12 protein-coding genes are annotated in these 14,292 nt (G+C 65.4%); 2 read left to right on the forward strand and 10 right to left on the reverse strand.

Going from position 1 to position 14,292, the window contains the following annotated elements; all coding sequences use genetic code 11:
* Genes aroB through GSQ95_RS06410 form a run of 7 tightly spaced genes read right to left on the reverse strand, consistent with a single transcriptional unit; the run spans window position 1 to window position 6,742 of the window.
* Window positions 1-1,095, reverse strand: coding sequence for a 3-dehydroquinate synthase (gene aroB / locus GSQ95_RS06380; RefSeq protein WP_158893536.1), 1,095 nt, complete (start codon window positions 1,093-1,095; stop codon window positions 1-3).
* Window positions 1,096-1,147: 52 nt separating this feature from the next.
* Window positions 1,148-1,666, reverse strand: a complete 519-nt coding sequence (aroK, locus tag GSQ95_RS06385) for a shikimate kinase AroK (protein ID WP_133861489.1) — start codon at window positions 1,664-1,666, stop codon at window positions 1,148-1,150.
* A gap of 5 nt (window positions 1,667-1,671) precedes the next feature.
* Window positions 1,672-3,921, reverse strand: a complete 2,250-nt coding sequence (gene pilQ / locus GSQ95_RS06390; RefSeq protein WP_158893534.1) for a type IV pilus secretin PilQ — start codon at window positions 3,919-3,921, stop codon at window positions 1,672-1,674.
* Entirely contained in the window at window positions 3,922-4,440 is a 519-nt protein-coding gene (locus GSQ95_RS06395; RefSeq protein WP_158893532.1) for a pilus assembly protein PilP, read from the reverse strand.
* Complete coding sequence (gene pilO, locus GSQ95_RS06400; RefSeq protein WP_133861492.1) at window positions 4,437-5,090, reverse strand: type 4a pilus biogenesis protein PilO; 654 nt, start codon at window positions 5,088-5,090, stop codon at window positions 4,437-4,439. The genes GSQ95_RS06395 and pilO overlap by 4 nt, the downstream gene beginning before the upstream one ends.
* Window positions 5,087-5,677: a PilN domain-containing protein gene (locus GSQ95_RS06405; RefSeq protein WP_158893530.1), complete on the reverse strand. Its 591-nt coding sequence runs from the start codon at window positions 5,675-5,677 to the stop codon at window positions 5,087-5,089. The genes pilO and GSQ95_RS06405 overlap by 4 nt, the downstream gene beginning before the upstream one ends.
* A complete protein-coding gene (locus tag GSQ95_RS06410; protein ID WP_133861494.1) occupies window positions 5,678-6,742 on the reverse strand; it encodes a pilus assembly protein PilM in 1,065 nt (354 codons plus the stop codon).
* 167 nt (window positions 6,743-6,909) lie between these two features.
* Here GSQ95_RS06410 and GSQ95_RS06415 point away from each other — a divergent pair, with 167 nt between their 5' ends.
* Complete coding sequence (locus GSQ95_RS06415) at window positions 6,910-9,330, forward strand: penicillin-binding protein 1A (protein WP_158893528.1); 2,421 nt, start codon at window positions 6,910-6,912, stop codon at window positions 9,328-9,330.
* Between the two features lie 53 nt (window positions 9,331-9,383).
* Here the strand turns inward: GSQ95_RS06415 and GSQ95_RS06420 are convergent, their stop codons facing one another.
* The 3 genes from GSQ95_RS06420 to rpmE all read right to left on the reverse strand — a co-directional run bounded on the left by GSQ95_RS06420 (window position 9,384) and on the right by rpmE (window position 11,807).
* Window positions 9,384-10,652 (reverse strand): malic enzyme-like NAD(P)-binding protein, encoded by a 1,269-nt coding sequence (locus GSQ95_RS06420; protein WP_133861496.1) that lies wholly within the window; start codon window positions 10,650-10,652, stop codon window positions 9,384-9,386.
* A gap of 112 nt (window positions 10,653-10,764) precedes the next feature.
* Complete coding sequence (locus tag GSQ95_RS06425) at window positions 10,765-11,592, reverse strand: thermonuclease family protein (protein WP_158893526.1); 828 nt, start codon at window positions 11,590-11,592, stop codon at window positions 10,765-10,767.
* Window positions 11,592-11,807 (reverse strand): 50S ribosomal protein L31, encoded by a 216-nt coding sequence (gene rpmE, locus GSQ95_RS06430; protein ID WP_158893524.1) that lies wholly within the window; start codon window positions 11,805-11,807, stop codon window positions 11,592-11,594. Before rpmE ends, GSQ95_RS06425 begins: the two co-directional genes overlap by 1 nt.
* A 157-nt stretch (window positions 11,808-11,964) precedes the next feature.
* Here rpmE and GSQ95_RS06435 point away from each other — a divergent pair, with 157 nt between their 5' ends.
* The gene (locus tag GSQ95_RS06435) at window positions 11,965-14,178 is read left to right on the forward strand and encodes a primosomal protein N' (RefSeq protein WP_158973766.1); all 2,214 of its coding nucleotides are present in this window, start codon (window positions 11,965-11,967) and stop codon (window positions 14,176-14,178) included.
* The last annotated feature ends 114 nt before the right edge of the window (window positions 14,179-14,292 follow it).

Raw genomic sequence — 14,292 nt, forward strand, 5'->3', positions numbered from 1 at the left:
TTACTGGGCGGTCAGCGCTTGGTAATCGGTACGCAGCGTCTGCTCGAGAATGTCGCGGGCGAAGTCGGAGGTCACCACGGCCTGGCCCAGGTCACTGAGCAGTACCAGCCGGAGTTGTCCATCCAGGACCTTCTTGTCCACCGCCATGAGGCGTTCGAAATCGGCCGGCTGCATGTCCGCCGGCGGTACCACGGGAAGTCCTGCCCGGACCAGCAGGCGCAGGGCGCGGTCGCGCTGGGCCGCCGTGAGCCAGCCCAGCAGCAGGGACATCTGCAACGCCATGACCATGCCGGCGGAAACCGCCTCGCCATGCAGCCAGACGCCATAGCCCTGGTGGGTCTCGATGGCGTGGCCGAAGGTATGGCCAAGATTGAGGATGGCACGCAGGCCCGACTCGCGCTCGTCGCTGCCGACCACCTGGGCCTTGGCCGCGCAGGAGCGCTCGATGGCTGCGGTGAGGGCCTGCTGGTCCAGCGCCAGCAGCGCCTCGACATACTCTTCGAGCCAGCCGAGGAAGGCTTCGTCGCAGATCAGGCCGTACTTGATGACCTCGGCCAGACCCGCCGACAGTTCGCGCGCCGGCAGGGTCGCCAGGCTGTCGGTGTCGATGACCACGGCCTTGGGCTGGTAGAAGGCGCCGATCATGTTCTTGCCCAGCGGGTGGTTGATGCCGGTCTTGCCGCCCACCGAGGAATCGACCTGGGACAGTAGCGTGGTCGGCACCTGGATGAAGTCCACGCCGCGCTGATAGCAGGCCGCGGCGAAGCCGCCCATGTCGCCGATCACCCCGCCACCGAGAGCGATGAGGGTGGTCTTGCGATCATGACGATCCTGCAGCAGGCCGTCGAAGATCAACTGCAGGGTTTCCCAGTTCTTGTGCGCCTCGCCATCGGGCAGCACGATCGAGCTGACCTGGCGATCGCCGAGGGTGCGCAGCAGGCGCTCCAGATAGAGCGGTGCGATGGTTTCATTGGTGACGATCGCCACCTTGCGCCCGGCGAGATGGGGCAGGAAGCAGTCCGGCCGATCCAGGAGGCCCTGGCCGATGTAGATCGGGTAGCTGCGCTCACCGAGCTCGACGTGAAGAGTCCGCATGCCGTCACCTTGATTCAAAGGGCGCCTAGCATAGCGCAGAACGCACGCGGCTTTAATGCGGCGCCAGGGCTTTCAGACGGTCGAGTATCTGCAGCACGACCAGCCGGGGTGGCCGCTCGTCGGTCTCGATGATGATATCGGCGATCTCGCGGTACAGCGGGTCGCGCATGGCCATGAGATTGCGCAGCACCGCCGCGGGATCGGCGGTCTGCAGGAGGGGGCGGTTGCGATCGCGGGAGGTGCGTTCGATCTGCTGCTCGATGGAGGCATGCAGATAGATGACCCGTCCGCCGTGCTTGAGCGCCTGGCGATTGTCCTCGCGCAGCACGGCGCCCCCACCGGTAGCCATCACCAGGCCGTTTTCCGCGCACAGCTCGGCGATCGCGGCGCGTTCGCGCTCGCGAAAGCCCTGCTCGCCTTCCACATCGAAGATCCAGGGGATGTCGGCACCGGTACGTTCTTCGATTACCTTGTCGGAATCCTTGAACGGCAGCCGCAATTCCTTCGCCAGGAGCCGGCCGATGGTGCTCTTGCCCGAGCCCATCGGTCCTACGAGAAACAGATTACGCACTTATGTCATCGACCAACCGCTATCGCCTGGTTGTTCATGATACGCGGCGTAAGGAAGATCAGCAGCTCGACTTTGCTGTCGGTGACCGAATCCCGGCGGAACAGTCGGCCGACATAGGGAATATCCCCCAGCATCGGCACCTTGGTGGTGGACTTGGTCTGGGTATTGGAGAACACCCCGCCCAGCACGATGGTCTCGCCATCGCTCACCAGCACCTTGGCATTGACCTCGTTCTTGCTGATCGGCGGCACGCCATTGAGCGCATTCTGGTAGTCAGGCGCATCCTTGTTGACCTTGACCTCCATGATGATGCGGTTGTCCGGGGTGATCTGCGGCGTGACCTCCAGCGACAGGGCGGCCTGCTTGAAGCTGGTGCTGGTGGCACCGCTGGAGCTGGCTTCCTGATAGGGGATCTCGGTACCGCGCAGGATCTTGGCGGTCTCCTTGTCCGAGGTCACCACCTTGGGCTGGGAGATGATCTCGCCATTGCCGCTGGATTGCAGCGCGGACAGCTGCAGGTCGAGCATCTTGCCCCCGACCATGAAGCCGACGCCGATGCCCGAGGTACTGCCGGAGACGCCCATGTCGACGAAGGGCGTGGGTGCGACGCCGCTGGTAGAAGTGAAACTACCCACGGTACTGGTGCCCGGCAGGAAGGCCTGACCGGTAGTAGGATCGACCGTGGTGGCGCCGTCCTTGCCATAGACCGCGAAATTGCCCGAACTGGCGTTGCCGCCCCAGCGCACGCCCAGCTGCTTGCTGTAGTCGACGTTGGCCTCCACCAGCCGCGCCTCGATCATCACCTGGCGCACCGGGATGTCCAGCTGCGAGACGATGCGCCGGAGTTCGTCCAGGCGATTCTGGGTCTGGTAGGCGATGATGCTGTTGGTGCGCTCGTCCACCGAGATGGAGCCGCGCTCGTCGGCGGTCTTGTCGGCGCTGGTCACCGACTGGAACAGCTTGGCGATATCGGCGGCCTTGGCGTAGTTGACCTGGATCAGGTCGCGACGCAGCGGGGCCAGCTGCTGGATCTGCTTCTGGGATTCCAGCTCCTGACGCTCGCGGGCGGCGATCTCGTCGGCCGGTGCCACCAGCAGCACGTTGCCGATCTGGCGCTTGTCGAGGCCCTTGGTCTTGAGGATCAGATCCAGCGCCTGGTCCCAGGGCACGTTCTGCAGGCGCAGGGTGATGTTGCCCTGCACGGTGTCGCTCGCCACCAGGTTGAGGTTGGTGAAGTCGGCGATCAGCTGCAGCACCGAGCGGACGTCGATGTCCTGGAAATTCAGCGACAGTTTCTCACCGGTATAGGTGAAGCGATCGGCTGCGCGCTTTTCCTTTTCCTCGGTGGTGAGCGGCTTGACGCTCAGGGTCAGACGATTGTTGGTCTGGTAGGCCAGGTAGTCGTAGGTCCCGGTCGGCTCGATGACGATGGACGCCCCGCCGCTTTCAGCCGAGGCGTTGACGAACTGCACCGGGGTGGCGAAGTCCTTGACGTCCAGGCGCACCCGCAGCTCTTCGGGCAGCTGGGTACCGGCGAAGGTCAGACGGATCTTGCCGCCCTGCTCCTGGATGTCCGGGTTGATGCCGGTCTCGCTCAGGTCGATGACCACGTTGCCCTCGCCCTGGGGACCCCGCTGGAAATCGATATGGCGGATCGCCTTGCCACGCAGTTGCGGCCGCGGCGCGGTCATGGCCGCCACGGTGGAGGTGGCCTGGGTCGGCGGCAGCGGCGTGCGGGCGACCGCACCGGGCAGGGGGGCGGACGAGGGTGCGGTCACGGTGGCCGGCGCGGCGGCGCGCGGCAGGTTGGGCGTCAGGTTGGCCTGGGCGCTGGCCGTCTGGCGACCGGCGGTGCCGCCGATGGTGACGAACAGATTGCGGCCGTCGGCCCGGGTGTCGTAGCTGGCCAGGTTGGTGAGGTTGATGATCAGGCGGGTGCGATTGCCCGCCTCGACCACCGTCACGCTACGAGCATTGCCATTGCCCAGCTCGCGGCTCTTGGTGCCCAGCTGGTTGGCGACGCCGGGCAGATCCAGGGCGATCCGCGCCGGCTGCTCTATGGTGTAGCCCTTGGGCACCGGCACCGGCTGATCGAAGGTCAGCTTGAGTTCGATGCGATCCCCGGGCAGGGAGGCGACGTTCAAGGCCTGCAGATCGGCTGCCAGGGCCTGACCGGCCAGGCTGCTCAGCAGCAGGGCCAGACCCAGTCCCAGTCGTCCCGCGATAGTAGTGTTCACAGTGCTCGCCCTGCCCATTTAAGTCTTTTCCTTCAAGGTGATGGTGCGCGGCCGTTCCAGCCAGCCACCCTCGCCATCCGGGACGATTTCGATCACGTCGATCTCGCCATCGGTAATCTTGGTGATGCGCCCGTCGTTACGCCCCAGGTAGTCGCCCACCTTGACGCGATGCACGCCCCCGGCACCGTTGACCAAAGCATAGCGGCCGCTGGCGTTGGCCAGGATGCCGACCATGCTGAAGGTCTCGATGTTGAAGCCTTCGAGAAACTGCTTGGGCCGATTGGCGTCCGGCTTGATGTTGCCGGTTCCGCGCTGGCGCACCGTGGGATCGATGCGCACCGGCGCCTGGAAGGGGCTGCGCAGGGCCGCGGCGGCGTAGGTGAAGGGTTCGTAGGCGCGAAACTGCGGCAACGGCTCGATGGAACCACGCGGCTTGGCCCGGGTTTCGTCCATGAAGGCCTGCAGATCGCTGGTATCGCTGGAACCACAGCCGACCAGCACGGCGGTCAGCAGGCAAAGCAACAGGGGCGTCCTCATTTGCCGAGCCCCTTGTCGTTGTACCTGTAGGTCTTGGCCAGGACGTTCATGCGCAACTTGCCGCCGCCTCCGGAGACCGTACCGCCACCATTGGCATTCTTGTCGTCCACCGGCTTGAGATCGAAGTCGTGCAGGGTGACGATGCGCGGCAGGCTGGAGACGCTGCTGACGAAGGTCGCCAGGTCGTGATAGTTGCCCACCACGGTGATCTGGATCGGCAACTCGACGTAGAACTGCTGAGTGACTTCGGGCAGCAGCTTGATCTGCTCGAATTCCAGCCCGCTGCCGAGACCGGTGCGGGTGATGTCTTCCAGCAACGCCGGCACCTCGGTATCGCCGGGCAGTTGCCGCAGCAGGGCACCGAAGGACTCCTCCATCTCCACCATCTGCTGCTTGTAGGCATCCAGATTGGCGGCCTGGAAGGCCTTGCTGGCGTATTGCTGCTTGAGCGTCTCTTCCTGGTTGCGCTGGCTGTCCAGCTGGGCCTGCATGTCGCTGAGATGGAACTGATAGCCGAGCAGGAGCACCACCAGCACGATCAGCAGGCAGGCGATGACCTTGACCGGCTTGGGCCAGGAACCGAGGTTCTCCAGGCTGAGTTCGTTGATGTCGACCTTGCGCAGGCTGGCCAGGGAATCGGCGAGACTCATGGTTTGCCTCCCTTGGCGAGCGGGGCCGGGGCAACGGGGGCGCCGGGCTGGGTCTGCTTGACGGTGAGCTGGAAGGTGTTGGCCTGGTCCACCGCTCCGGCAGTGGTCGCCTTGACCTCGATCAGCGTAGGCGACGCGAACCAGTCGGAGGCATCCAGGTTACGCATCAGGTTGGAGACGCGGTTGTTGGATTCCGCCTCGCCGCTGATCGACAGAGTGTCGCCCTGCATCTTCAGCTCGCGGAAGTAGACGCCGTCCGGCAGGGTACGCACCAACTGGTCGAAGACGTGGCCGATGACCGGGCGGTTGCCCTGCAGGTCCTGGATGATCTTCATCCGCGCCAGCAGCTGCTGACGACGGGTCTTGAGTTCGCTGATCTCCTTGATGCGCACGTCCAGCTGGGCGATGTTCTGCTGGATGAAGGCGTTGCGCGCCTCCTGTCGGGCGATCTCGCCGGACAGGTACTGATCCCCAAGAAACACGGCGCCGCACGACAGCACGAAGATGCCGCCCAGGATCACCAGGAACTGCTTGCGCCTTTCTTCGCGCAGCTGCTCCCGCCAGGGCAAGAGGTTGATGCGGGCCATCTAGTCGAAACTCCTCATGGCCAGGCCGCAGGCGATCATCAGCGCCGGGGCGTCACCCGCCAGGGCTGCCGCATTGACCTTGTTGCTGACGGTCATGTCGGCGAAGGGATTGGCCAGGACCGTGGGGGTGCCGATTTTCTGCTGGATCAAGCGGTCGAGTCCGGAAATTGACGCGGTCCCTCCAGCAAGCAAGATGTAGTCCACATCATTGTATTGCCCGGCGGCGAAAAAGAACTGCAGCGAACGCGCCACCTGCTGCACCACGGCCTCGCGGAAGGGCGTCAGCACCTCGCTCTGGTAGTCGTCCGGCAATCCGCCCTGCTTCTTGGCCAGACCGGCCTCCTCCACCGAGAGACCGTAGCGGCGCTGGATCTCCTCGGTGAGCTGACGACCGCCGAACAGCTGCTCGCGGGTATAGATGGTCTTGCCGTTGTGCAGCACGCTCAGGGTGGTCATGGTGGCGCCGATGTCGACCACCGCCACGGTCAGGTCGTCGACATGGCCGCCAAGCTGATTGGCCAGCAACTGGTAGGCGCGCTCCAGGGCATAGGCCTCGACGTCGACCACCTTGGCCGCGACGCCGGCCAGCGCCAGGGCCGCCTCGCGGACCTCGACGTTTTCCTTCCGGCAGGCGGCCAGCAGTACCTCGACGCGCTCGGCATTGCGTGGCGACGGCCCCTGCACCTCGAAGTCGATGGCGACCTCGTCCAGCGGATAGGGAATGTACTGGTCGGCTTCCAGCTTGATCTGGTTTTCCAGCTCGTCGTCGGTCAGGCCGGCATCCATCTCGATGGTCTTGGCGATCACCGCCGAACCGGAGACGGCCACCGCAGCGCTGCGCGCGGAGCTGCGCGCCTTGACCAGCACCCGGCCGATGGCCAGGCCCACGCCTTCGAGCTCGGCGATGTTCTTTTCCACCACGGCATTGGCCGGCAGCGGCTCGACCGCATAGGCCTCCACCCGGTAGCGTCCGCCTGAACGGCTCAACTCGATGAGTTTCACGGATGTCGAACTGACGTCGATACCCAGCAGCGTATTCGCCTTCTTTCTGAATAGCCCTAGCACATCAGTTCCCTATGAGCGACGGTGGTCTTCCGCGGACGGGCATTAGATAACAGACTTGACACCCGAGCAAATAGCGGCCAACCGCCAAACGCGCCTATAATGGCGACGCCGTGTAGGCTGACCCTCACCTGTCGCCCTTTCCTTCTTTCCATTCGAAAAGTCTCTTGATGCGTGTTCTGAAATTTTTCTGGTGGTCGTTGGTCGCCCTGGTCTGCAGCCTTTTGCTGGGTCTCAGCGGTGCCTTCCTCTACCTCAGCCCCAGCCTGCCCTCCATCGACGCCCTGCGAAACGTGCAACTGCAGATCCCTCTGCGGGTGTACAGCGCGGACGGCAAACTCATCGCCGAATTCGGCGAAATGCGCCGCTCGCCGCTGCGGTTCAACGAGATACCGCCCAATTTCATCCATGCCCTGCTCTCCGCCGAGGATGACAACTTCGCCAATCACTATGGCGTGGATGTGAAAAGCCTGGCGCGCGCGGTGAGCCAGCTGGTCAAGACCGGACACATCCAGACCGGCGGCAGCACCATCACCATGCAGGTCGCCAAGAACTACTTCCTGACCAGCGAACGCAGCTTCTCGCGCAAATTCACCGAAATCCTCCTGGCGCTGCAAATCGAGCGCCAACTGAGCAAGGACGAGATCCTCGAGCTCTACGTCAACAAGATCTACCTGGGCAACCGTGCCTACGGTATCGAGGCCGCCGCCCAGGTCTACTACGGCAAGTCCATCAAGGACCTGACCGTCGCCCAGATGGCGATGATCGCCGGTCTGCCCAAGGCGCCATCGCGCTACAACCCGGTCGCTAATCCTGAGCGTAGCCTGGAAAGACGCAACTGGATCCTCGAACGCATGTTCAAGCTCGGTTATATCGATCAGGCGGCCTACCAGGCCGGCATCGCCGAACCACTCGAGGCCTACCACCACGTCGCCGTGCCTGAACTCAACGCCCCCTACATCGCCGAAATGGCGCGGGCGGAAATGGTCGGGCGCTACGGCGGCGATGCCTATACCGATGGTTATCAGGTCTATACCACCATCGACAGCCGGCTGCAGACGGACGCCTTCAACGCCGTGCGCGACGGGCTGACCGACTACGACCGCCGCCATGGCTATCGCGGCCCCGAAGCCCAGTGGCCCAACCGCAGCCGCGCCGAATGGACCGCGCTGATCCAGAAGCAGCGCATTGTCGGCGGCCAGGATCCGGCTCTCGTCACCCAGGTGGAGAAGAGCGGCATCCTGGTCCTGACGCGCGAGGGCAAGGAAGAGGCGGTCTCCTGGGACTCGATGAAGTGGGCACGTCCCTATCTCAGCGCCAACAGCCTGGGACCGCGCCCGAACGGTCCGGCCGACGTGGTCAAGGTCGGCGATCTGATCCGGGTGCAGCGCCAGGACGATGGCAGCCTGAAGTTCTCGCAGATTCCCAGGGCGCAGAGCGCCCTGGTGTCGCTCGATCCCCAGGATGGCGCCATCCGCGCCCTGATCGGTGGTTTCTCCTTCGAGCAGAGCAACTACAACCGCGCGACCCAGGCCCGCCGCCAGCCCGGCTCCAGCTTCAAGCCGTTCATCTATAGCGCGGCCCTGGAGAAGGGCTTCACCGCCGCCAGCCTGGTCAACGATGCGCCCATCGTCTTCATGGACGAGAATCCCGACGAAGCCTGGCGCCCGAAGAACGACAACAACACCTTCCTCGGCCCCATCCGTCTGCGCGAGGCGCTGTATCGCTCGCGCAACCTGGTGTCCATCCGGGTGCTGCAGGCCATCGGCATCGACTATGCGCTGGATTACGTCAGTCGCTTCGGCTTCGAGCGCGATCAGTTGCCGCGCAACCTGTCCCTCGCCCTCGGCACCCCGGGCCTGACCCCGCTGGAAGTGGCCACCGGCTGGTCGGTGTTCGCCAACGAAGGCTACAAGGTGACGCCCTATGTGGTCGATCACGTGACCGATCGCGACGGCAAGGTGGTCTATCGCACTGCCGCGCCGCGGGTGCCCCAGCTGGTGCAGGCCAAGGCCGCCCCCGGCGTCGAGGTCACGCCGGCGGCCGATACCGCCGCTGCCGATCCGGCCAATCCGGCGCCGGTGTTCGCGCCACAGGTCATCGACCCGCGCAACGCCTTCATCATGAACAGCATGCTGCAGGACGTGATCAAGCGCGGCACCGGACGCAAGGCGCTGGAACTGGGTCGCAACGACCTGGCTGGCAAGACCGGCACCACCAACGAATCCAAGGACACCTGGTTCTCCGGCTACAATGGCGACTACGTGACCACGGTCTGGGCCGGCTTCGATCAGCCCGAGACCCTGGGCCGTCAGGAATTCGGTGGCACCGTGGCCCTGCCGATCTGGATGAGCTACATGGGCGCGGCGCTCAAGGACAAGCCGCCGCATCAGCTCAAGGAACCGGACGGCATCGTCTCCATCCGCGTCGATCCCACCACGGGCCGCGCCGCACCGCCCGGCACGCCCAACGCCTATTTCGAGCTGTTCAAGAGCGAGGACACCCCGCCGAGCCTGGACGAACTGCCGCCAGGCGTCGCGCCCGGCACACCGCTGCCCTCCAGCGAAAACGTGCCCATGGACATCTTCTGATCCGCGCCCAATAAAAAACCCCGCCTTGGCGGGGTTTTTTATGGCTTCACGCCTTACTTGGCGAAGACGTCATCCACCGACTTCAGCGGATAGTTCGCCGGATAGGGCAGCGTGGCCACGCCGGTCTCGATGGCGGCCTTGGCCACGGCATCGGATACCAGGGTGATCAGGCGCGCGTCCATCGGTTTGGGAATGATGTACTCGCGACCGAAGCTCAGGCTGTCGACGTTGTAGGCGGCGCAGACTTCCTTGGGCACCGGCAGCTTGGCCAGATCACGCAGGGCCAGGGCCGCGGCGATCTTCATCTCTTCGTTGATGACCCGGGCGCGAACGTCCAGGGCACCGCGGAAGATGAAGGGGAAGCCCAGCACGTTGTTGACCTGGTTCGGGTAGTCGGAGCGACCGGTGGCCATGATCACGTCGTCGCGGGTGGCGTGGGCCAGCTCGGGGGTGATTTCCGGATCCGGGTTGGAGCAGGCGAAGACGATGGGATTGGCCGCCATGCGCTTGAGGCCTTCGGCCGACAGCAGGTTCGGACCGGACAGACCGACGAAGACATCGGCGCCTTCGAGGGCGTCGTCCAGGGTGCGCTTGCTGGTCTCGGTGGCGAAGGCCGCCTTGTACTGGTTCAGGTCGCTGCGACCGCTGTGGACCACGCCCTGACGGTCGATCATGTAGATGTTCTCGACCTTGGCGCCCATGCTGGCCAGCAGGCGCATGCAGGAGATGGCGGCAGCGCCGGCACCCAGGCAGACGATCTTGGCGTCTTCTAGGCGCTTGCCGGCGATTTCCAAGGCGTTGAGCATGCCGGCGGCGGTGACGATGGCGGTGCCATGCTGGTCATCGTGGAAGACCGGGATGTCGCACTGCTCGATCAGGGCACGCTCGATTTCGAAGCACTCGGGCGCCTTGATGTCTTCGAGGTTGATGCCGCCGAAGGTGATGGAGATGCGCTTGACGGTATCGATGAAGGCCTGGGGGCTCTCGGCGTCCACCTCAATGTCGAAGACGTCCACACCGGCGAAGCGCTTGAACAGCACGCCCTTGCCTTCCATCACCGGCTTGGAGGCCAGCGGGCCGAGGTTGCCCAGGCCGAGGATGGCGGTACCGTCGGAGATCACGGCGACCAGGTTGCCCTTGCCGGTGTAACGGTAGGCCAGTTCGGGATCGCGACCGATCTCGCGGACCGGTTCGGCGACGCCGGGGCTGTAGGCCAGGGACAGGTCACGGGCGGTCGCGGTGGGCTTGGTCAGCTCGACGCTGAGTTTGCCGGGGCGCGGCTGGGCGTGGTATTCGAGGGCGGCGGTTTTGAGATCAGACATTATTGGTATATCCGCGTGGTGTGGGTCTTGGGTCGGGCGAGAATACGCAAAGACTCAAGGTGCCACAAGCAATCGGCCATATGCCTGAAATCAATCGCAATACGACTTTCGGCTAAAACGATTCAACCCGCAAACCCAGCATGTGCGGGTCGCTCAGGGTCATCAGCCAGCGCCCGCGGCCCGCTTCCTGGCGCCGACTGCGATCAACGATCCAGCCTCGGGCTTCGAGGTTGCGCCCTGTCCATTGGCGCAGCGGCACCTCGTCGAAGGCCGCGACGAAGCGCTCGGGGACATTGACCACCAGATCGCCTTCGAACTGCAGCCAGAGGCCGCCACCATTGCGCTCGACGTCCAGCAGACGCCCCTGCACCACGGCGAAACCACTCTCTTCCAAGCGGGTCGAGGCGATGGTCGGATCCTGCTTCCAGACGCCCCGTCGCGCCTGGCGCGCCTGGCGTTCCGCGGCGGCCTGACAGGCGGCCAGTCGGGTATTGGGGGCGATGGCGACGGCATAGCCGAAGCCCTCGGCGATCAGCCGGGCTTCCAGGTTGCCGCCCTGGCGATCATAGAGATGCGCCAGGGTGCGACCGTAATGGTCGGTCGCCTCGCTGCCCGGAACCAGCCGCAGGCGCTCGTCGCTGGCCGCGACCAGCCCCTGCAGCCGCCGACGCGCCGCCTCGGCATAGGGCTGGGCGGTACCGCCGGACTTGCCCAGCTCCGGGGCATTGACGCCGATCAGGCGCACCGAACGGCCGTCGACCAGGCGCAGGGTATCGCCGTCGACCACCTGGAGGACCACGACCTCCTGCCCACCCGGCAGCAGCGGACAGTCCGCCGCCTGGGCCGCCGGGGCGCCAACCAGGCCACAAACAAAAAAGGCGCCCCAGAGGGACGCCTTTTTCAGTGTCGAACCATGCAGAGATGGCCGACGGCAGCGCATTACTTGTTGCTGCCGAACACGCCGAAGCGCTGCTTGAAGCGATCGATACGGCCGCCAGCGTCCAGGACCTTCTGCTTGCCAGTGTAGAACGGGTGGCATTCGGAGCAGACGTCCAGGTGAATGTTCTTGCTCAGGGTCGAGCGGGTCTTGATGACATTGCCGCAGCTGCAGTTTGCTTCGATGGCATCGTACTGCGGATGGATATCAGCTTTCATGGGGCTATCCTCGGGGTCTAGCTGTGCCGCCACCCGGCGCCATTGCCGGATACCGCACAGATTTGGGCTGCAAATCATACCAGAGCAGATTGGAGGTGCAAGCAGCCCCCTCACCGCCCGTCTGCTACCATCGGGCTTTCCTCCTGCGAGCCCTGCCGTGCCCTTGATCCTGCGCCTGGCGCTGCCCTCCCCGCTGCGCCGCCTGTTCGACTATCTGCCGCCCAAGGGAGTGGTCGAGGAGCAGTTGCGCCCGGGTGTGCGGCTGCGGGTGCCCTTCGGTCGCCGCGAGGTGGTCGGGGTGCTGATCGAGGTGGCCCGGGAAACCGAGGTGCCGCCGGACAAGCTGCGCAAGGCGCTGCAACTGCTCGATGAGCGTCCGCCGCTGCCCAGCGCGCTGTTCGAGCTCTGCCAGTGGTCGGCCCAGTACTATCAGCACAGCCTTGGCGACACCCTGAGCTGGGCACTTCCTGCCCTTTTGCGTCAGGGGGAGCCGGCCGAGCGACGACTGCAGCGCTTCTGGATCGCCCAGCCCGATGCGCGCCCGGAAGATCCGCGCCTGGCCCGGGCGCCGCGCCAGCGCGAGGCACTCAAGACCCTGCGCCAGCATCCCCACGGGGTGCTACACGAATTGCTCGGCCAGCTCGGCCTGGTCAAGGACAGTCTCGATCTGCTGCAGGCCAAGGGCCTGGTCAAGGTGGAGACCCGCTACCACCAGCCGACGCGCCACCAGGGCTCCTGGCTGGCCCAGGCCGAGCTGCCACTCAACAGCGAGCAGCGCCTGGCCTACGAAGCGGTCCGCGCCGGCAGCGGCTTCCACTGTTTTCTCCTGGAAGGGGTAACCGGCAGCGGCAAGACCGAGGTCTATCTGCAACTGATCCGCGCCACCCTGGAAGCGGGGCGCCAGGCGCTGCTGCTGATCCCCGAGATCAACCTGGGCCCCCAGACCCTGGGGCGTTTCGAGCAGCGCTTCAATGCCCGCATCGCCCTGCTGCACTCGGCGCTGACCGATCGCGAGCGCATGGACATCTGGCTGGCCGCCCGCGATGGCGAACTGGACATCGTGGTCGGCACCCGCTCGGCGTTGTTCACCCCGCTCAAGCATCCCGGGCTGATCATCGTCGACGAGGAGCACGACGCCTCCTATAAACAGCAGGAGGGCCTCAGGTACCACGCCCGCGACCTGGCGGTGGTTCGCGCGCGCTTCGAGAATCTGCCGGTGGTACTGGGCTCGGCCACGCCCTCGCTGGAAAGCCTGCACAACGCCGACCAGGGGCGCTATGCCCATCTGCGCCTGTCGCTGCGTGCCGGTGGCGCCCAGCCGCCGCGCTTCGAGCGCCTGGACGTGCGCAGTCGCCCGCTGGACAGCGGACTGTCCCAGCCACTGCTCAAGGCCATGGGCGCGACCCTGGAGCGCGGCCAGCAGGTGCTGGTGTTCCTCAACCGCCGCGGCTTCGCCCCTACCCTGCTCTGCCACGACTGCGGCTGGATGGCCCAGTGCCCGCGCTGCGATGCGCGCATGACCTATCACCGCGGCTCCGGCGAATTGCGCTGCCACCACTGCGATCAGCGCCAGACGCCGCCGCGGCATTGCCCGTCCTGCGGCAAGCTCGACCTGCGCCCGGTGGGCGCCGGTACCGAGCGCGCCGAGGAACGCCTGCAGTTGCTGTTTCCGGACGTCCCGGTGCTGCGCATCGACCGCGACACCACGGCGCGCAAGGATGCCCTGGGCAAACTCCTGCGCACCATCCACAGTGGGGTGCCCTGCATCCTGGTCGGCACCCAGATGCTCGCCAAGGGACACCACTTTCCCAAGGTGACCCTGGTGGCCGTGCTGGACGCCGACAGCGGGCTGTTTTCCGCCGACTTCCGCGCCAGCGAGCGCATGGCCCAGCAGATCGTCCAGGTGGCCGGGCGCGCCGGGCGCGCCGAGGAACCGGGGCAGGTGCTGATCCAGACCCATCTGGCCGATCATCCGCTGATGGTGCAGCTGGCCGAGGAGGGCTATCCGGCCTTTGCCCGCCAGGCCCTGCAGGAGCGCCGCGCCGCCGGGCTGCCGCCCTTCGCCTATCTGGCGCTGTTGCGCGCCGATGCCCATCGCCAGGACCAGGTGGAGAATTTCCTGGAGGCGGCCTATCACGTCGCCGAGGGTCTGGCGGTCAATCTCGCCCTGCCCCAGGTGGAATTGCTGGGGCCGGTACCGGCGCCGATGGAGCGCCGCGCCGGTCGCCACCGGGCCCAGCTGCTGCTGCTGAGCAGCAGCCGCGCGCCCCTGCATCGCCTGCTGGGCATCTGGGTCGTCCAGCTGGAAAGCCTGCCTGAAGCCCGTCAGGTACGCTGGTCGCTGGACGTGGATCCCATCGATCTCTTCTAGTGGCATTGGCTTAGAGCCTGTTCAACATCTGCTGCGCGTCGGCCAAGCGGCGTTAGAAATGCCCATTTGCCACTCGTAAACTCCGCTTCCTCAGGCATTTCCGCCTCGTTTGGC

Source organism: Pseudomonas sp. BAV 4579, from assembly GCF_009765395.1.
Lineage (GTDB): Bacteria > Pseudomonadota > Gammaproteobacteria > Pseudomonadales > Pseudomonadaceae > Chryseomonas > Chryseomonas aestiva.

Bases quoted from the DNA above. Each gene is read 5' to 3' on its own strand.
- aroB (WP_158893536.1), bottom strand. From the start codon at position 1,095: ATGCGGACTCTTCACGTCGAGCTCGGTGAGCGCAGCTACCCGATCTAC.
- pilQ (WP_158893534.1), bottom strand. From the start codon at position 3,921: ATGGGCAGGGCGAGCACTGTGAACACTACTATCGCGGGACGACTGGGA.
- GSQ95_RS06395 (WP_158893532.1), bottom strand. From the start codon at position 4,440: ATGAGGACGCCCCTGTTGCTTTGCCTGCTGACCGCCGTGCTGGTCGGC.
- pilO (WP_133861492.1), bottom strand. From the start codon at position 5,090: ATGAGTCTCGCCGATTCCCTGGCCAGCCTGCGCAAGGTCGACATCAAC.
- GSQ95_RS06405 (WP_158893530.1), bottom strand. From the start codon at position 5,677: ATGGCCCGCATCAACCTCTTGCCCTGGCGGGAGCAGCTGCGCGAAGAA.
- GSQ95_RS06415 (WP_158893528.1), top strand. From the start codon at position 6,910: ATGCGTGTTCTGAAATTTTTCTGGTGGTCGTTGGTCGCCCTGGTCTGC.
- GSQ95_RS06420 (WP_133861496.1), bottom strand. From the start codon at position 10,652: ATGTCTGATCTCAAAACCGCCGCCCTCGAATACCACGCCCAGCCGCGC.
- GSQ95_RS06425 (WP_158893526.1), bottom strand. From the start codon at position 11,592: ATGCGCTGCCGTCGGCCATCTCTGCATGGTTCGACACTGAAAAAGGCG.
- rpmE (WP_158893524.1), bottom strand. From the start codon at position 11,807: ATGAAAGCTGATATCCATCCGCAGTACGATGCCATCGAAGCAAACTGC.